Raw genomic sequence first — 17,941 nt, 5'->3', positions numbered from 1 at the left:
CGTTCCCCCAAGCGTCAAGAAATTGATCACCGTTCGCTCCCCGCCCATCATGGTCCCGCATATCACTGTCGGTAGGAGTTGGTTGAGAGGTGCGTTGAGCGGCACAGGTTCCCCGCATGATCAGTGGTCATGCTCCCCATCAGCGATCTTTAGGTCGATCGGCCAAACTAGACGAGCCGAAAGGATGATGGGCGTGGGATGGGGTCGTGCTGTACGGAACGTAGCCGTAAGCACACGCTTGGTCCTAAGTGGTCAAACGCCTGGGGTGGGCCGCCCTCAGGCGTCAAAATTTTTTCGCTCGCTCTTGACGTAGATGGGTCGTCAATCGTAATTTTCTTCATCACCAAGTAACGATGAAAGGAATTACGGTGGCGGTGCAGACCCAGGGTGTCATCGGGCGGCTCCGGATGGAGCTGTCCACGCTTCCCGACGCGCTCCAGCGCGTGGCGGAGCAGATCCTGGACGACCCGGCCGAGGCGGCGCAGGCGTCCATCGTGGACCTGGCCGAGCGCGCCGGCACCTCCACCGCCACGATCACGCGGTTCTGCCGGGTCCTCGGCTTCCGGGGGTACGCCGCGCTCCGGGTCGCGCTCGCCGCCGAGATCGGGCGCCAGGAGCAGGCCCGCTGGGTCACCGACATCGACCGGGAGATCGAGCCGGGCGACCCGCTCGACCGGGTGCTCGGGGTCATCGCCAGCGCCGACTCCCGGGCCATCCAGGAGACCGCCGCCGGCCTCGACCTCGACCAGGTGGCGCGGGTCGCCGACGCGATCGCGAGCGCCGGCCGGGTGGAGCTCTTCGGGCTCGGCAGCAGCGGCACCGCGGCCCGCGAGATGGCGTTCCGGCTGGAGCGGATCCGCATCCCGGTCTGGTACCGGGAGGACGCGCACAAGGCACTCACCAACGCGGCCCTCCTCGGCCCCGGCGACGTCGCGATCGCCCTCTCCCACGAGGGGCGTACCCGAGAGGTGATCGAGATGCTCGCCGAGGCGGCTTCGCAGGGGGCGCTGACGGTGGCGGTCACCTCGTTCGAGCGCTCACCGCTGGGCGAGACCGCCGACATCACGCTGACCACGGCCGTGCACGAGACGACGTTCCGGGTGGCCGCGCTCTCCGCGCTGCACTCCCAACTCGTCGCGCTCGACCTCATCTACGTCGCGGTGGCCCAGCGCACGTACGAGCGCACCACCGAGGCGTTCGAAGTGACCGCGCGGGCGGTCGAGGCACACCGGCTGCGTGACCAATCCGCGCGCCGGCGCCGCGGCTGACCCGCCTACCCCGGGGGAGTTCTCACATGACGGCACAGGCGTACCTCTCGATGATCACCGAGCTCGTGGCCAAGGTGGGCACCAGCCAGGCGGACGGCGTCAAGCGCGCCGCGACCCTGATCACCGCCGCGCTGGAGCGCGGGGGAGTCGTGCAGGCGTTCGGCTCGGGCCACTCCGAGGCGCTGGCCATGGAGATCGCCGGCCGGGCCGGCGGGCTGGTGCCGACCAACCGCATCGCGCTGCGTGACATCGTCATGTACGGCGGGGAGCCGCGGGCGGTACTCGAAGATCCCGGTCTTGAGCGCGACCCCACGGTCGCGCACCGCCTCTACGACCTGGCCCCGGTCGACCCCCGGGACGCCTTCGTGATCGCCTCCAACTCCGGCGTCAACGGCGTCGTCGTGGCGCTGGCCCTGCTGGTGAAGGAGCGCGGTCACGACCTGATCGCGGTGACCTCGCTGGAGCACAGTGGACGCGTCTCGCCACTGCACCCCTCCGGCAAGCGCCTGTGCGACATCGCCGACGTGGTGCTCGACAACGGCGCGCCGTACGGCGACGTGGCGCTGCCCGGCCAGGTCGGCGCGGTCTCCTCGGTGACCGCCGCGGTGCTGGCGCAGATGGTCGTCGCCGAGGTGGTCGCCCGGCTGGCCGAGGCGGGACAGACCCCGCCCATCTACCTGTCCGCCAACATCCCCGGCGGGCACGAGCACAACCAGCTCCTGGAAGCGCGGTACGCCGGCCGCATCCGGCGCACTGCCTAGCCCCTTTCGAAGGGAGGCAAACCGTGAACGCACATCCCAGCAGACGCACGCTCCTGCTCGGCGCGGTCGCGGCGACGGCGCTCAGCGCCTGCGCCACCAGTGGCGCCGACGACGACGATACGAGTGCCAAGGGCGACGCCACCGCGGAAAACCCGTTCGGCGCGCCGGCCGACGCACCGCTGGAGGTGGTCGTCTTCAAAGGCGGCTACGGCGACCAGTACGCCATCGAGGCGGGCACCGTCTACAAGCAGAAGTTTCCCAAGGCCACTGTGGACCACAAGGGGATACAGCGAGTGGGCGAGGTGCTCCAGCCCCGCTTCATCTCCGACGACCCGCCGGACGTTGTGGACAACAGCGGCGCCGGCCGGCTCGATCTGGTGACCCTGGTCTCGTCGGGCAAGCTCACCGACCTCACCGAACTGCTCGACGCGCCGAGCCTCGACGACCCGGCGAAGAAGGTCCGGGACACGCTCATGCCGGGCGTGGTCGAGGAGGGCACGTACGACGGCAAGGTGCTCGTACTCAACTACTCCTCCGTCCTCTGGGGCATCTGGTACTCCAAGTCGCTGTTCGCCAAGCACAGTTGGGCGTACCCGACCAGCTGGGCCGAGATGCTCGCGCTCTGCGAGCAGGTCAAGAAGGCCGGCATCGCGCCCTGGACCTGGCAGGGCAAGTTCCCCGAGTACATGAACGACCCGCTCATCTCGCTCGCCGCCAAGGCGGGTGGGCACGACCTGGTCAAGTCGGTCGACAACCTTGAGCCGGGCATCTGGAAGAGCCCGGCGATGCTGGCCGCGGCGGACGCGGTCCACCAGCTCGCCGCGCGCGGATACATCATGCCCGGCTCGGAGGCGCTGTCGCACACCGAGGCGCAGAACGCGTGGAGCAAGGGCCAGGCCGCGTTCATCCCCTGTGGATCGTGGCTGGAGGGTGAACAGCAGCAGGTCACCCCGGCCGGGTTCGACATGGTGCTCGGCACGGTCCCGGCGCTCACCGGGGCCGACAAGCTGCCCAACGGCGCGGTGATGGCGGCGAGCAGCGAGTCGTTCCTCGTACCGGCCAAGGCCGGCAACGCCCGCGGCGGCCTGGAGTACCTGCGGATCCTCTTCTCCCAGAAGGTGGCCCGCGGCTTCGCGCAAAACTCCAAGGCGCTGCCGGTCGTCGCCGGAGCCACCGACGGGCTGACGCTCAGCAGCGGCCTCGCCTCCACTGCCGAGACCGCCAAGGCCGCCGGCGCCAACCTGTTCGGCTACCGCTTCCGCACCTGGTACCCGGCGCTGGCCAAGGCGCTCGACGACGCCACCGGCGAGCTGCTCACCAAGCGGACCACGCCGGACAAGTGGGCGGAGCGGGTCCAGAAGGCAGCCGACGCGGTCGCCGCCGACTCCTCGGTCACCAAGCAGAAGCGCTGAGCGCGGGAGGGTGACCGATGCGACACGGCCGGTACCGGTTTCTGGCCGGGGCGATGCTCCCGCCCCTGCTGCTGTACGCCGTCTTCGTCGTGTCGCCGTACGCGCAGGCCTTCTATCTGGCCTTCACCGACTTCAACGGCGTCTCCAGCGACGTACGCATCGTCGGCCTGGACAACTTCACTCGACTGTGGAGTGACCCGCTGTTTCTGTCGGCGCTGCGCCACAACGGCCTGATGCTCGTGGTCGTGCCGCTGGTCACCATCGCGCTCGCCCTCTTCTTCGCCGCGTCCACCCGGGGCGGGCGCCTGCTGCGGGCGTACCGGGTGCTGTACTTCTTCCCCCAGCTCCTCTCCGTCGCCATCATCGCCGTGCTGTGGCAGTTCGTGTACACCCCCAACAGTGGGCTGCTCAACGGCTTCCTCGACGGCATCGGCCTGTCCACACTGGAACGTTCGTGGCTGGCCGAGCCCCGGTTTGCCCTCTGGTGCGTGATGGCGGCGATGATCTGGTCCGCGGTCGGCTTCTACGTCGTGCTCTTCGCGGCGGCGATCGAGTCGATCCCGGCCGACATCACCGAGGCGGCGCTGATCGACGGCGCCGGACCGGTCACGCTCTTCTGGCGGATCACGCTCCCGCTCGTCTGGGACAGCGTGCAGGTCGCCTTCGTCTACCTGGGAATCATCGCGCTCGACGGCTTCGCCCTCGTGCAGATCATGACGGTGGGGCCGGGCGGGCCGGACAACAGCACCGAGGTGATGGGGCTCTCGCTATACCGCAACGCGTTCACGTACGGCAAGTACGGCTACGCGTCCGCGATGGGCGTCGCGCTCTTCTTCCTCACGCTCACGCTGACCGTCCTGATGCTGCGGGCGACCCGGCGTGAACGTGTGGAGCTGGCATGAAAACCAGTCGCCTCGTACACGTGGTGCTGCTTGTCTGGGCGCTGCTCGTCACCCTCCCTCTACTGTGGGCGGTCGTCTCCTCGCTCAAGACCGACGCGGAGATCTTCGACAGCCCGTGGTCGCTGCCGGCAACGCCCCGCTTCGACAACTGGGCCCGCGCCTGGGCCGAGGCGTCGATCGGCCGCTACCTGCTCAACACCGTCGTGGTGGTCGGCGGCGCGCTCTTCCTCACCATGCTCTTCGGCGCGCTCGTCGCGTACTGCCTGGCCCGCTATCCCTTTCCGGGCAACCGGATCGTCTACTACTCGCTGGTCGCCGGGATGCTCTTCCCGGTCTTCCTGGCGCTCGTGCCGCTCTTCTTCGTGGTCGACCAACTGGGCATGCTCGGCACCTACCACGGGCTGATCCTCGTGTACACCGCGTACGCCCTGCCGTTCACCGTCTTCTTCCTCCATTCCTTCTTCCGTACCCTGCCGACCGCCGTCGCGGAGGCCGCGTTCCTCGACGGGTGCTCGCACGCGGCGGTGTTCTTCCGCATCATGCTGCCGATGGCCCGGCCAGGCCTGGTCAGCGTGGGCATCTTCAACTTCCTCGGCCTGTGGAACCAGTACCTGCTGCCCCTCGTGCTCAATCCGGATCCGGACCGGTACGTCCTGGCCCAGGGACTCGCGTTCCTGGCCGTCAGCCAGGGCTATCGCAGCGACTGGAGCGGCCTGTTCGCGGGACTCGTCATCGCGATCCTGCCCGTCCTGGTCGCGTACATCCTGTTCCAGCGCCAGATCCGCGACGGCCTGACCGCCGGCGCGGTGAAGTGACTCCCATCGAGAAAGGAGCACGCCGTGAAACGCCTCTCGGCCGGTCTCGCCGCGACAGCCGCGGCCCTCGCCACCGGCACCGTCGCCGCCGTGGTGGGTGGTGGCGCCGCCCCCGCCGCCGCCCTTGCCCCTTGCCAGGTGCTCTTCGACGACTTCAGCTACAGCGGCCCGGCTGACTCACTGATCAGTCAGCGGGGCTGGACGGTACGCACCAACTCGGGCGGCCCGGGCGTACCCGGCGCCTCCTGGCCCGCCGCCAACGTCTCCTTCCCCACCGTCGACGGGGCGAAGTCGCTCCAGCTCCAGGCCGTGACCGACGGCACGGCCGGCGGCACCAGCCAGTCCGAGTTCTTCCACCAGCGCAAGTTCTTCGAGGGCACGTACCTGGCCCGGGTCAAGTTCGCCGACGCGCCGGTGAGCGGCAACGACGGCGACCATCTGGTGGAGACCTTCTTCACCATCACCCCGCTGAACGCGGCCATGGATCCCAACTACGGCGAGATCGACTTCGAGTACCTGCCCAACGGTGGGTGGGGCGAGCAGGGTCCGATCTTCTACCAGACCACGTGGGAGACGTACCGCCCCGACCCGTGGGAGGCGGTGAACACGCACACCGAGCAGCGGCAGAGCTTCAACGGCTGGCACGACCTGATGTTCACCGTCGCCGGCGGCCACGTGAAGTACTACGTGGATGGTGCGCTCGTCGCCGACCACAGCGGCATCTACTACCCCGAGACGCCCATGTCGATCAACTTCAACCTCTGGTTCATCGACACCGCGGCCCACTCGGGCGGCGCCGCCACCTACCGCCAGCAGGTGGACTACCTCTACCACACGGTGAACGAGGCGCTGACGCCCGCCGAGGCGGCGGCGCGGGTGGCCGCGTTCCGTTCGGCCGGCACCACGCACACGGACACGGTCGGCACCGGGGGCACCTGCCCGACGCCCTCCGTCTCACCGTCGGTGTCGCCTTCCGTCTCGCCCACCGTTTCACCGACCGTTTCGCCGACCGGCGGGGTCGGCTGCACCTCCGCTCCACAGTGGAACATCAACGCCGTGTACCAGGGCGGCAACCAGGTGCGCCACGAGCGGAGCGCCAACGGCGTGCCCGGCGGCCCGCCCTCCGGCGACGGTGTGCACCTGTGGCGGGCCCGCTGGTGGACACAGGGCAGCGAGCCCGGCTGGACCCAGCAGTGGGAAGACCTCGGGCGCTGCTGACCCAGGCATGACCCTCGTCCTCGGTATCGACATCGGTGGCACCGCGACCCGTGCGGTCGTCACCACCCTCGGCGGCACCCGTGCCGGCTCCGGCCGCGCGGGTGCCGCCAACCCCGTCACCGTCCCCGCCGCCGAAGCGGCGGCCAACCTGACCGCCGCCCTCACCGCCGCACTGTCCACCGTGGACGTGGCGCGGATCGGGGCGGCGGTCGCCGGCGCCGCCGGCGGCTCACGGCCCGCCGTGCTCCAGGCCGCGTTCGACACCCTGGGGGTACGCTGCCCGCTGCGCGTGGTCGGCGACGCGGTGATCGCGTTCGCCGCCGGCACCACCGAGCCGGCCGGGAGCGTGCTCATCTCCGGCACCGGTGCGGTGGCCGCCGAGATCCGGGCCGGCACCATCGCGTGTACCGCGGACGGCCTCGGCTGGCTCCTCGGCGACCTGGGCTCCGGCTTCTGGATCGGCCGCAGCGCCGCGACCGCGGTCGCCCGCGCCCTCTACCGCGGCGACCCACCCGGCCCGCTGGCGCGGCTGGTCACGGCGGCGGTGGGCGCCCGGGAAGGCGACCCCTTCGTCGCGGCCGTGCACGACCGGCCGCCGCGCGAACTGGCCGCGCTCACCCCGCTCGTAACGGCGGCGGCCGCGGACGGCGACCCGGTGGCGCTCTCCATCATGGCGGGCGCCGCGACGCACCTCTGCCAGACGCTCGCCGAGATCCGCGAACCGGGCGACCGCCGCCCGATCGTCCTGGCCGGCGGCGTGCTCCGGCACTGCCTGCCGCTGCGTGCCGCGGTGCGGGCCCGGCTCACCGCGGCCTGGCCGGCCGCGCCGGTGCTGGTGGCCGGCCCGGGCGAGGAGGGCGCTGCCCGGCTGGCCGCCCACGACCTCACCGCGTACACCTGACGCCGCTGGCCGGCCTTCCGGAGCCGGGTAGTTGTCCGTGATCAAAAGCTCCCCTCAAGTCGCTAGAACGACTTGAGGGGAGCTTTGATCACAGACCGTGGGGAGCGCGGGGCGCCCCTCGCCGGTCCAGGCGCCCGTGGAGTGGGTTGAACTCTTGGCGCTGGCGGGCCGTACCAAGGGCCAACAGTCAACAGAAAGGTTTGTTTCCCGATGATGCGGTGGAGCGGATGGAAGCGGCGGGTCGCGATCCTGGTCGGTGCCGGCGTCGTGGTGGGCGGTGGCATCGCGGTCGGCACCGGGCTCGGGCAGGCGGGTGAGTCCTGCGTGGGTCTGGACAACGCGCTGCGCAACAACCTCAACTTCATCGCCGACCAGCAGCGTAACCCCGACGATCTCTCGGCGGCCCGGATCGCCAACCGCCAGGCGGTCGTCGACCTCATCCAGCAGCGCCGCGCGACCGCCGGCTGCACCGCGGACGTCGTGGCGGACAATCCCGCCGCGCCGGCTCAGCCGCCCGCGCAGCCGGCCGAGCCGGCACAGCCCGCGCAGCCGGCCGACCCGCCCGCGGACCCGCCGGCGGCTGGTGGTGACGGTGAGGTCGTCTGTGCCGGCTCGACCGTCACGCTCTCCGGCGAGGAGGGTGCGCCGGCGGCGTCGAGCAGCCAGTTCCCGGTCGGCACGCGGCTGAAGGTCACCAACCTCGACAACAACAAGTCGATCACCGTCGAGGTGACCGGGCCGTCGGGGAGCTGCGTACTGCTCAACAACGCCGCGTTCGAGCAGGTGCGGGAGCCCGGCAAGTTTCTCATCCGGCGAGCCGTCATCGAGAAGGTCTGACGGCCGCCACCCCGGTAAGGCGCCGCACTAGCGCTCCTCGGGGTTCGCCAGGAGCGACGGGTCTTCGCGGATCATCGCGGCCAGGCGGGCGGCGGCGCCGGGGTTGTCCTCGTGCTCGGCCTTCCAGGCGCGCGGCGCGGACCGGGACGGGAGCCCACCCGCGGGATCACCCGAAGCCGAAGAATGAGCCGGATCGGGAGCGGGGGCGGGAGTAGGGGCAGCGTGGCGGTGCCGCCGCTCACCCAGGTGGCCCGGGTCGGCTGGCCGGCCCGGGCCACCGAGGTGGCCGGGGTCGACCAGGCGCGGCGCCTCGGGCACCGGGGACGGGGATGGGCGGCGGGGAGCCGGGCGGGCCTCGACGCGTGGGCGGGCCGCGTCGGGCAGCGGCCGGGGCAGGTCGGTCATCGGCGGGATTTCGGCCGGCAGCACCGGCATCGGTCCGTCGCTCGGGCCGAAGCTGGCGCCCTCGGGGCCCTCGACCGAGACGATTTTGGCGCGTACGACGCCGTCCTCCCAGCCGATCCGCACTTCGGCGCTGCCCTCGCCCTGCTCGCCGTAGAGCGTGATGTTGAGATCGGGATGGCGCTCGACCACCCGGCGGACCGCCTCGATCGCCTCGGCCAGCCCGTGTGCCGTGGGCAGGCCGCCGGACGCCTCCTCGGTCCGGCGGCGCAGCTGGTCCATCCGTGCCAGGCGTTCCAGCGCGTCGTCCAGTCCACCACGCACCCTGGAACCACCTCCCTATGCGGTCTGCCCGCTAACCGCATCATCCAGCGCTCGGTCTAATAGGACTAGGAGTGCGTCTCTCACAGATATCCGGTTTCGGGCGTCGAAGGCGACCACGGGAATCCGCTCGTCGACCGCGAGGGCCCAGCGGACCTCGTCCAGGTCGTGGGCGAGCTTCCCGTCGAACGCGTTGACCGCGACCACGAATGGTAGGCGCGCCCGCTCGAAGTAGTCCACCGCAGGGTAGCAGTCATCTAACCGGCTGCTGTCAACCACGACCAGCGCACCGAGCGCTCCGTGGGACAGGTCATCCCACATAAAGCCGAAGCGGGACTGTCCGGGCGTACCGAAGAGATAGAGCTTCAGGCTGCGGTCGATGGTCACACAGCCGAAGTCCATCGCGACCGTGGTGGTCGTCTTGCCGGTGGCCTGGCCGGGGTCGTCCACGCCGACGCCGGCGGAGGTCATGACCGCCTCGGTGGTCAGCGGGGAGATCTCGCTGATCGCGCCGACGGTCGTGGTCTTGCCGACGCCGAAGCCACCGGCGACCACGATCTTGACGGGGATGGGGGGTGCTTGCTCAGGAGATCGCACGAAGTCCACGGATCACTCGCAGGATGGTGTCGGGGTCGGGACGCGCGGCCTCCCGCGCGTGGACGTCGAGGTAGCCGGCGGCCCGCAGGTCGCCGACGAGGATGCGGGTGACGCCGAGGTGCAGGCGGGCCCGGGCGGAGATCTCGGCGACCGAGATGGGCTCCGCGCAGAGCGCCATGATCGTGCGCAGCTCCGGCGCGAGGCTCGACACCGGTACGCCGGTCCGCAGCGGCCCGTCCGAGCGGGCCGTCACCTGCGTCTCCAGGCCGATGTCCGGGTCGACGCCGTCAACCCGGCCGGAGGTGAGCACGAACGGTCGCAGCCCGGCGGGAGTGCCGTCCGCCGGCGTCGAGCCCAGCCCGGAGACGCCCAGGAACGGGCGGATGCGGGCGGGCCCCGCCGGCTCCTCGGGCGGGACGTGGGTCACGACTGGGCGGCGTTCTTCAGCTCGGCGATGAGGCGGGGCGTGAGCGCTCCGCCGGCACGGCTGGCGAAGAGCGTCATCTCGTACGCGATGGTGCCGAGGCTGGCCGACCGGTCGGCGATGACGCCCAGCACCGAGCCCGCGCTGATGGCCGTGACCAGCAGGTACCCGCCCGTCATGTCGATGACGACCCGGTTGAGGCCGCCGAGGGCGTACCAGTTGGCGGCGCCGCCGGCGAGGCTGGTCAGCCCGGAGACCACGGCGGCGAGCCGTTCGGCGTTCGCGCGGTCGGCGATGTTGGACATCGCCATCAGCAGGCCGTCGGCGGAGACCGCGATGGCCTCACGCACCCCGGCCGTGCTCGACGTGAACGAGTCCAGGAGCCAGTTGAAGGTCTGCGCCTCGGGGCTCAACTGGAGTGAGTTGTTCACTTCTGGGTTCCTTCCTGCTGCAAGGCGCGCGCGACGCCGGATTCGAACTGCTCGAGCGAGTCCCGGGCCGCCTCCGGATCGGGTGACCACTGGTCGGGCAGCACCTGCGGCGGCGGCTGGACCGGGAAGTCCGCCGGCAGCGTGGCGCCGGGCACCCGGCGGCTGAGCGGGGCGCGCGGGCCCGGGGCGGGTGGCGCGATCACCGGCGGCACTTCACTGTGGACGACCGCGCGGTCGGCGACGATGGACTCGGCCCGGCGTACCCCCGCCTCGAACTCCTCGACCAGCGCGCGGGCGGTCGCGGCATCGACCCCGGTCGGCGCCGGCGCCCGTTCCGCCACGGCCGCCGTGCCCTCCGGGAGCTGCGCTCCCGGGACCCTTTGCCGCAGGCCGGAGTGGGTGGGCGCGGTCGGCGGCGCGGCGGCTGGCGGTGCCGCTGGTGCCGGCTCCATCACGGGTACGGGCGGTGTGGCCGGCCGCGGCGCGAAGGCGTTCCAGGTCCGGCCGCTGCCGATCGTGCGGGTCGCGCGGTCGAGCGCGAGCACGTTGAAGGCCGAATCCTGGTCCGCCGTCGCCACGATCGCGCGCGCCACCGCCCGTTCCACGATGGCCGGCTCCTCCTGGCCGGCCGGCGGTGCCGCGTGCAGCTGGCGCACCGAGGCGAGCCCGCGCGCCGGCTTCGGCGGCTGTGGCGGGGGTACCGGCTCCGGCTCCGGGATCGCGCTGCGTACCAGGTGGTCCTGTCCGATGTCGACGGTGACGGTCACGCCGCCGCCGGGCGTCTCGGAGAGCGAGACCGCGAGCCCGTGCTTGCGGGCCAGCCGGCCGACCACGAAAAGGCCGAGCACCTCGGTCGGCGCCAGGTCGAGGCGCTCGCGGCGGGCCAGGCGGGCGTTTTCCTCGTCGATCCGCTCGGGCGAGAGGCCGAGGCCGTGGTCGACGACGCGGAGCCGCACCACGTGGCCGGTCGCCATCGCGGTGACCGTGACCCGGGTGTGCGGCGGCGAGAAGACCGTCGCGTTCTCCATCACCTCGGCCAGCAGCAGCACCAGGTCGCCGGTGAGCGCGGGCGAGACCGCGATGCCGCCGGGCACCTGCACGTCGACCCGGGTGTACTCCTCGATCTCGCCGAGCGCGAGCCGTACGACGTCGGCGAGCGGCAGCGGCGTGATGTGCTCCTCCGCGCCGGAGGCGCCGGCCGAGCCGGAGAGCACGACGAGGCTCCCCGCGTTTCGCCGCAGGCGGCTGGAGACGTGGTCGAGCCGGTAGAGCTGCTGCAGCCGCTGCGGGTCGGTCTCCTCCTGCTCCAGCCGGTCGATGAGCGCGATCTGCCGGCCGACCAGGTTCTGGGTGCGGCGGCCGACGTGCCCGAACATCTGCGCCACGTTGCGCCGGCTGCTCACCTGCCGTTCGACCAGCCGGGCTGCCGTGGTCTGTACCCGGTCGAACGCGCGGGCCAGGTCGCCGATCTCGTCGGCGGAGCGGACGTCGACCGGTTCCAGGTGGATGGGTTCGGCCTCGTCGTCGGCGTCCTCGTCGGCGACCCGCCGCAGCTCGGCCTCGGCGACGGTGGCCACCCGTTCGGCGGAGTGGGTGAGGCTGGTCAGCGGCCGGGCCACCGCGCGCGCCACGACCACGCTCATCAGCACGACGCCGACGAGCACGAGCAGGGCGAGCGTGATCACGCCGTACGCGGTGGTGAGGACGATCGTCTGCTGCCGGTCGACCTCGGCGGTGACGTCGGTGACGATCTTGCGTTCGACGAAGCGCCCGAGGACGATGAACGACTCCAGCGACGGGTACAGCCGTTGCACGGTGAAGCGGGAGAGCGTCTGGAGCGGGTTGGTCTGCACGGTGACCGGGAAGTCGGCGCCGACCCGCTCGTTCAGCGCCTGCTGGACGAGCTGGAAGAGGCCGCTCTGCTCCGCCGTCGCGTACGCGTTGAAGCGCGCGGTGATGGCCTGCAACGCGGCGAGGTTGGCGGTGTAGCCGGTCATCGCCGCGGGGCTGCGCTCGGCCACCATGACCACCATCAGCGCGGCGCCGGCGCTGATCAGGTCGTTCATCTGCAGGACGGCGTCGAGCGCCACCACCTGCCGCCCCTCGACGGTGGCCACGTCGACGTTGTCGAGCAGCCGTAGCGAGTCGAGGATGCGCGCGGTCACCGCCCCGTACGCGGCGATCACCTGGTCGCTGCGCATGGCCTTGCCGAGCACGCCCGTGCGCACCTGTTCCAGGTCGCGGATCGTGTCGATGGCCTGCGCTACCGGGGGCGGCAGGTCGTCGCCGAGCGAGGCGCGCAGGTCGGCGGTGCGGTCGCCGACCGCGGTGGTCTGGAGCGTGAGGGCCGCGGCGTCGACGGTGCCGAGCAGGTAGCCGACCGAGAGCATGCGCTCCTGCTGGAGGTCACCGACGAGGCCACCGACCTCGCTGGCCACCCGCACGGTGCGGGCGGTGTCACCGGCCCGCCCGGCCAGGCCGGCCCGGTTGACGACGAGCGGGACGGTGAGCACGCCGACCAGGAGCAGCGGCACCATGACCAGGACGGCCAGCTTGCCGCGGATGCGCAGCCTACCGAGCAGCACCGACGGGCTCCCACTGGCTCTGGTTCTGCTCCGGGCCCGCGGCCCGCGGCAGCACCGTCCGATGTGGACCGCCGAACGGCCGCCGGCGTCGCCGCCGCTTGCGCAGGGCCAGCACCGAGGGTACGGCGCAGCCGAGCACCGCCACCGCGAACGCGACGAGCGAGACGGCCCGTTCGGTGCGGATGCTGGACCGGCGGTCCGCGATCAGCACGTCCAGCTCGGCGAGGATCGAGTTGGAGAGCTCGGAGGCGGCCGCCTGCACCTCGATCCGGGCCGGGTTGAGCCGGTCCGCCGTCGGCAGCGGCGACCGCCCGTCGAGCGTGCCGGCCGAGCTGGCCAGGCCGTCCATGGAGCGGCGGAAGCGGTCCAGCCGGCTGAGCAGGTTGCCGCCGAGCGTGCGGCTCTCCGTACTGTCCACGGCGGACTGGAGGCCGTCGGCGAGGTCGGCGGCGGGGTCGAGCACCGCGCCCCGGGCCGAGACGAGGTCGGCGATCGCCGCCGTACGCTCGGCGGCCGGCCGCCCCGCGGCGATGACCACGAGGTCGGCGAACCGGCCGGCCGCGACCACCGACTCGGGCAGCTCCTCGGCGGCGCCGTCCTGCAGGAAGTAGGTGTCCGCCTCGGGGTCGCGGATCAGCTGCGAGTTCTCCCGGACCTTGCCGTACAGGGCGAGCAGCAGGTCGGTCACCTCGCCGTACGCGTCGTAGATCCGGGCCCGGTCGCCGCCGGGTACCGAGGAGAGCGCCTCGATCTTGACGCGCAGGCCGGACCAGCGCTCGCTGGTACGCAGCTCCTCGCCGAGCCGGTCGTCGACCTCGGTGGCGGCGTCGACCGCCCGGGTCACCGCGGCCCGGTCCGCCGGACGCCCGGCCACCGCGGCGGACTGCGCGTCGGTCACCGCGGTCGTCACCTGGCCGAGCGTGGTGAGGTACTCGATGCCGTGCCGCTCCTTCGCGGCGAACGAGAGGCGGTCCGACTGCCCCTGCCACGCCTGCCCGAAAAGCACCCCCACGGGGATCAGCAGTGCGAACGCCAGGAGCGGTCGCAACAGCGAGGCTCTCGTGGGCGCGTTAGGCGTGGCAGCGCTCATCGTCCACCCTCCCGGCGGCAGCGACGGATGGGATGGCAGGGCCCCCTCAGCTCGCGCGAGATCTCGCGGTGCCACCCGCGGAGGAACTTAGGCCCGCTGGCCGGGGGAGCGGAACTGTTTCACCGGCCGGGACTTGTGCCCGGGAGCGCTCCCAATGCAGACCGTGAATGCTCCTTGATCACAGCGTCGCGTGGCGCGGCCGGCAAGGGTTTACTGCACCTGATTCGTCAGTAAACGTCGGAATGCGCGACATCCGAATTGCTCTGGCACGCGCTGAGTGTCCGGTCAGTCGGGATACGCCCTCTCGGCATCTTAGTCCGGCCGGGTGGCCGACCGGGGGTCGCCCGATCCGCTCTGCCCTATCGCCGCCCGATCCTGCGCTTTCGACCGCTGGTAACAGACCCGAGCTAGCTTTGGCCGGTGACGTCAACGCCTGAAACTCTTCGGACGGTCGGTGCGCTCCGCGCGAGTGGCCACCGGCACCGCACGGTCAAGGAAGAGCTTCGCGAAAACCTCCTCGCCCGGATGCGCGACGGCGGCCCCCGGTTCCCCGGCATCGTCGGCTACGACGACACGGTGCTGCCCGAGGTCGAGCGCGCGATCCTGGCCGGCCACGACATGGTCCTGCTGGGTGAGCGGGGCCAGGGCAAGACCCGGGTCATCCGCTCCCTGGCCGGGCTCCTCGACGAGTGGACGCCCGTCATCGCCGGCTCCGAGCTCAACGAGCACCCGTACGAGCCACTCACCCCCTCCTCCCGCCGGCAGGCGCAGGAGCTCGGCGACGAGCTGCCGATCCGGTGGCTGCACCGCTCCCTGCGGTACGGCGAGAAGCTGGCCACCCCGGACACCAGCGTCGGCGACCTCATCGGCGACGTCGACCCGATCCGGGTGGCGCAGGGCCGCACGCTCGGCGACCCGGAGACCATCCACTTCGGACTCGTACCCCGTACCAACCGGGGCATCTTCGCGGTCAACGAGCTGCCCGACCTCGCCGAGCGGATCCAGGTCTCCCTGCTCAACGTGCTGGAGGAGCGCGACATCCAGGTCCGCGGCTACCAGCTGCGGCTCCCGCTCGACCTGCTGCTCGTGGCCAGCGCCAACCCCGAGGACTACACCAACCGCGGCCGCATCATCACGCCGCTCAAGGACCGCTTCGGCGCCGAGATCCGCACCCACTACCCGCTGGAGCTGGAGCTGGAGCTCGACCTGATCCGCCAGGAGGCGCGGCTCGTGGCCGAGGTGCCCGACCACGTACTCGAGGTGGTGGCGCGCTTCGCCCGCGGGGTGCGGGAGTCGCCGTCGGTCGACGCGCGGTCCGGTGTCTCCGCGCGGTTCGCGATCGCGGCGGCCGAGACGGTGGCCGCGTCCGCGCTGCGCCGCTCCGGCATCCTCGGCGAGCCGGTCGCCACCGCCCGGATCGGCGACACCGCCTCGATCACCAGCACGCTGCGCGGCAAGGTCGAGTTCGAGAGCGGCGAGGAGGGGCGCGAGGTCGAGGTGCTCGCCCACCTGCTCCGTACCGCCACCGCCGAGACGTTCCGGGCGCGGCTGGCCGGGCTCGACCTCTCCGGCTTCACCGACCTGGTGGCCGAGGGCGAGATCGTGGAGACCGGCGAGCTGGTCGGCGCCGAAGACCTGCTGCGCCAGGTCGGCACCGTGCCCGGCCTCGCCAAGGTGCTGGAGCGGCTCGGCTTCGACGACGCGCCCACCGCCGCACAGGCCGCGGCCGGCGTGGAGTTCGCGCTGGAGGGGCTGCACCTGACCCGCCGCCTCTCCAAGGCCATGACCGACGAGGGCCGCACCCTCTACGGGAGCCGCGAGTGAAGGGTCGGGGCCGCTTCCGGTACGGCGCCTGGCGCGGCGGGCCCGACCCGCTCGCCCCGCCGTACGACGTGCGGGGCGCGGTCGACCAGGTCGGCGCCGAGGTACTGGCCGGCGGCAGCCTGCGCGAGGCGCTGCGCAACCTGCTGCGCCGCGGTCCCGACGGCGGCCGTGGCCTCGACGACCTGGCCGCCCGGGCCCGGCGGATGCGCCGCGAGGCGATGCGCCGGGGCAACCTCGACGGCGCCGTCACCCGGGCCCAGGCCCTGCTCGACCAGGCCCTCGCCGCCGAACGCGAGGAGCTGGCCCGCCGCACCGACGACGCGTCCCGGTTCAGCGAGGCGCGGCTGGACAGCCTGCCCCGCTCCACCGCCCGCGCGGTCGAGGAGCTCTCCGACTACGAATGGGCCAGCGACGAGGCCCGCCGCACGTACCAGCAGATCCTCGACGGCCTGCGCAACGAGGTGCTGGAGCAGCGCTTCGCCGGCATCCGGGAGGCGCTCGGCAACCCGGACCCGGCCGCCCAGCGCCGCCTCGCCGAGATGCTGGGCGACCTCAACGACCTGCTCGACCGGCACGCCCGGGGCGAGGACACGACCGACGCGTTCGCCGAGTTCATGCGCCGGCACGGCGAGTTCTTCCCGGAAAGGCCCGGCTCGGTCGAGGAGCTGATCGACGCGCTCGCCCGCCGCGCCGCCGCCGGTGAACGGCTCATGCGTTCGCTCTCCCCGCAGCAGCAGGAGGAGCTGTCCCGGCTGATGGCGCAGGCGCTCGGCAACGCCGGCCTGGCCGACCAGATGGCCCGGCTGACCGCCAACCTCCGCACGCTCCGCCCCGACCTGGGCTGGGACCGGCGCAGCCAGGTCCGCGGGCAGCGGGGACTCGGGTACGGCGAGGCGGCCGGCGCGCTCGCCGAGATCGGTGACCTGGACGAGCTGCTCGACCAGCTGGGCCAGGAGCATCCCGGTGCCACGCTCGACGACATCGACGTCGAGGCGGTCGAGCGGATCCTCGGCCGGGGCGCGGCCGGCGACGTACGGCGCCTGCAGGAGCTGGAGCGGGAGCTGCGCCGGCAGGGCTGGCTGGCCCGCGGTGGGGAAGGGCTCACGCTCAGCCCCAAGGCCCTGCGCCGGCTCGGCGGCACCGCCCTGCGCCGCGTCTTCGCCTCGCTGGAGACCGGCCGCCGCGGCCAGCACGACCTCCGCGACGCGGGCGCGGCCGGCGAGATCACCGGCGCGTCCCGCCCCTGGGAGTACGGCGACGAGCAGCCCATCGACGTGGTCCGCACGGTGACGAACGCGGTCCGCCGCGGCGGCGCCGGTCCCGTCTCGCTACAGGTGGACGACTTCGAAGTGGTGGAGACCGAACGGCGCGCCTCGGCCGCCGTCGCGCTCTGCGTCGACCTGTCGTACTCGATGGTGGCCGAGGACCGCTGGGGCCCGATGAAGCAGACCGCGCTGGCCCTGTCACACCTGGTCGCGACGAAGTTTCCGCAGGACGCGCTGCAGATCATCGGCTTCGGCCGGTACGCGATGCGGCTCACCCCCGAGGAGCTGGCCGCCGTCGAGCCCGACTACGTACAGGGCACCAACCTCCAGCACGCGCTCCAGCTCGCCGGACGCCACCTGCGCAAGCACTCCGGTGCCGAGCCGGTGGTGCTGGTCGTGACCGACGGCGAGCCCACGGCCCACCTGGCGGACGACGGCGAGGCGGTCTTCTTCTGGCCTCCGCTCACCGAGACCGTACAGGCGACGGTGGCCGAGGTGGACGCGCTGACCCGCTACGGCGCCACGCTCAACCTCTTCATGCTCGGCGAGGACCCCGGCCTGCGCCGCTTCGTCGACGCGGTAGCCCGCCGCAGCGGCGGCCGCGTCTTCACCCCGGACACCGAAGACCTGGGCAGCTACGTCGTCAACGACTACATCCGAGCCCGCCGCGGCCGCGTGTCCCGCTAACCGCCGGCCGCCCCCCGCCCGGCCGGCCCACCGACCGCTGGCCGGGCGCGCCGGTCGCGGGGCGTAGGAGGACGACAGGAGGCGCAGATCGTGGTACTTCGGTGTCCCTACAGGGGCAGCTATATACCACGATCTGCTCGCAGCCAGCCGACGTTGACGCCGATCAAGGGCCTGGTGGTTGGGCGTTTCGCGCGGAGAGCG

At 72.1% G+C, this 17,941-nt stretch carries 16 protein-coding genes; 10 read left to right on the top strand and 6 right to left on the bottom strand.

Annotation, left to right across the window (positions count from 1 at the left end):
• Nucleotides 1-368 precede the first annotated feature (368 nt).
• The 8 genes from RB614_RS22195 (at nucleotide 369) to RB614_RS22160 (ending at nucleotide 8,114) form a co-directional block, all read left to right on the top strand.
• The gene (locus RB614_RS22195; protein ID WP_308714501.1) at nucleotides 369-1,268 is read left to right on the top strand and encodes a MurR/RpiR family transcriptional regulator; all 900 of its coding nucleotides are present in this window, start codon (nucleotides 369-371) and stop codon (nucleotides 1,266-1,268) included.
• A gap of 26 nt (nucleotides 1,269-1,294) precedes the next feature.
• Nucleotides 1,295-2,029 carry a sugar isomerase domain-containing protein gene (locus RB614_RS22190; protein WP_308714500.1) on the top strand — a complete coding sequence of 245 codons (735 nt, stop codon included), beginning with the start codon at nucleotides 1,295-1,297 and terminating at the stop codon, nucleotides 2,027-2,029.
• Nucleotides 2,030-2,052: 23 nt separating this feature from the next.
• Nucleotides 2,053-3,441 carry an N-acetylglucosamine/diacetylchitobiose ABC transporter substrate-binding protein gene (gene ngcE / locus RB614_RS22185; protein ID WP_308714499.1) on the top strand — a complete coding sequence of 463 codons (1,389 nt, stop codon included), beginning with the start codon at nucleotides 2,053-2,055 and terminating at the stop codon, nucleotides 3,439-3,441.
• Between the two features lie 17 nt (nucleotides 3,442-3,458).
• Nucleotides 3,459-4,343: a carbohydrate ABC transporter permease gene (locus RB614_RS22180; RefSeq protein WP_308714498.1), complete on the top strand. Its 885-nt coding sequence runs from the start codon at nucleotides 3,459-3,461 to the stop codon at nucleotides 4,341-4,343.
• A complete protein-coding gene (locus tag RB614_RS22175; RefSeq protein WP_308714497.1) occupies nucleotides 4,340-5,158 on the top strand; it encodes a carbohydrate ABC transporter permease in 819 nt (272 codons plus the stop codon). Before RB614_RS22180 ends, RB614_RS22175 begins: the two co-directional genes overlap by 4 nt.
• Before the next feature lie 24 nt (nucleotides 5,159-5,182).
• The gene (locus RB614_RS22170) at nucleotides 5,183-6,376 is read left to right on the top strand and encodes a family 16 glycosylhydrolase (protein ID WP_308714496.1); all 1,194 of its coding nucleotides are present in this window, start codon (nucleotides 5,183-5,185) and stop codon (nucleotides 6,374-6,376) included.
• 7 nt (nucleotides 6,377-6,383) lie between these two features.
• A complete protein-coding gene (locus RB614_RS22165) occupies nucleotides 6,384-7,277 on the top strand; it encodes an N-acetylglucosamine kinase (RefSeq protein ID WP_308714495.1) in 894 nt (297 codons plus the stop codon).
• Nucleotides 7,278-7,487: 210 nt separating this feature from the next.
• Complete coding sequence (locus tag RB614_RS22160; RefSeq protein WP_308714494.1) at nucleotides 7,488-8,114, top strand: RlpA-like double-psi beta-barrel domain-containing protein; 627 nt, start codon at nucleotides 7,488-7,490, stop codon at nucleotides 8,112-8,114.
• Between the two features lie 27 nt (nucleotides 8,115-8,141).
• Here RB614_RS22160 and RB614_RS22155 read toward each other — a convergent pair whose 3' ends face one another.
• The 6 genes from RB614_RS22155 to RB614_RS22130 are packed head-to-tail and all read right to left on the bottom strand — an operon-like array spanning nucleotide 8,142 to nucleotide 13,922.
• A complete protein-coding gene (locus RB614_RS22155; RefSeq protein WP_308714493.1) occupies nucleotides 8,142-8,840 on the bottom strand; it encodes a hypothetical protein in 699 nt (232 codons plus the stop codon).
• Between the two features lie 15 nt (nucleotides 8,841-8,855).
• Nucleotides 8,856-9,443, bottom strand: coding sequence for a GTP-binding protein (locus tag RB614_RS22150; RefSeq protein ID WP_428983085.1), 588 nt, complete (start codon nucleotides 9,441-9,443; stop codon nucleotides 8,856-8,858).
• The gene (locus tag RB614_RS22145) at nucleotides 9,421-9,861 is read right to left on the bottom strand and encodes a DUF742 domain-containing protein (protein WP_308714491.1); all 441 of its coding nucleotides are present in this window, start codon (nucleotides 9,859-9,861) and stop codon (nucleotides 9,421-9,423) included. The genes RB614_RS22150 and RB614_RS22145 overlap by 23 nt, the downstream gene beginning before the upstream one ends.
• Nucleotides 9,858-10,289: a roadblock/LC7 domain-containing protein gene (locus RB614_RS22140; protein WP_308714490.1), complete on the bottom strand. Its 432-nt coding sequence runs from the start codon at nucleotides 10,287-10,289 to the stop codon at nucleotides 9,858-9,860. The genes RB614_RS22145 and RB614_RS22140 overlap by 4 nt, the downstream gene beginning before the upstream one ends.
• Nucleotides 10,286-12,874, bottom strand: coding sequence for a sensor histidine kinase (locus RB614_RS22135; protein ID WP_308714489.1), 2,589 nt, complete (start codon nucleotides 12,872-12,874; stop codon nucleotides 10,286-10,288). The genes RB614_RS22140 and RB614_RS22135 overlap by 4 nt, the downstream gene beginning before the upstream one ends.
• The gene (locus tag RB614_RS22130) at nucleotides 12,861-13,922 is read right to left on the bottom strand and encodes a hypothetical protein (RefSeq protein WP_308714488.1); all 1,062 of its coding nucleotides are present in this window, start codon (nucleotides 13,920-13,922) and stop codon (nucleotides 12,861-12,863) included. Before RB614_RS22130 ends, RB614_RS22135 begins: the two co-directional genes overlap by 14 nt.
• A gap of 462 nt (nucleotides 13,923-14,384) precedes the next feature.
• Here RB614_RS22130 and RB614_RS22125 point away from each other — a divergent pair, with 462 nt between their 5' ends.
• Both RB614_RS22125 and RB614_RS22120 read left to right on the top strand, forming a co-directional pair.
• Nucleotides 14,385-15,788, top strand: coding sequence for a sigma 54-interacting transcriptional regulator (locus RB614_RS22125; RefSeq protein ID WP_308714487.1), 1,404 nt, complete (start codon nucleotides 14,385-14,387; stop codon nucleotides 15,786-15,788).
• Nucleotides 15,785-17,740, top strand: coding sequence for a VWA domain-containing protein (locus RB614_RS22120; RefSeq protein ID WP_308714486.1), 1,956 nt, complete (start codon nucleotides 15,785-15,787; stop codon nucleotides 17,738-17,740). Before RB614_RS22125 ends, RB614_RS22120 begins: the two co-directional genes overlap by 4 nt.
• Nucleotides 17,741-17,941 lie beyond the last annotated feature (201 nt).

The sequence above is a fragment of the Phytohabitans maris genome (assembly GCF_031085175.1).
Classification (GTDB): Bacteria; Actinomycetota; Actinomycetes; order Mycobacteriales; family Micromonosporaceae; genus Phytohabitans; species Phytohabitans maris.
Note: the sequence above shows the minus strand (reverse complement) of the source record. Positions and strands in the feature narration are given on the sequence as shown.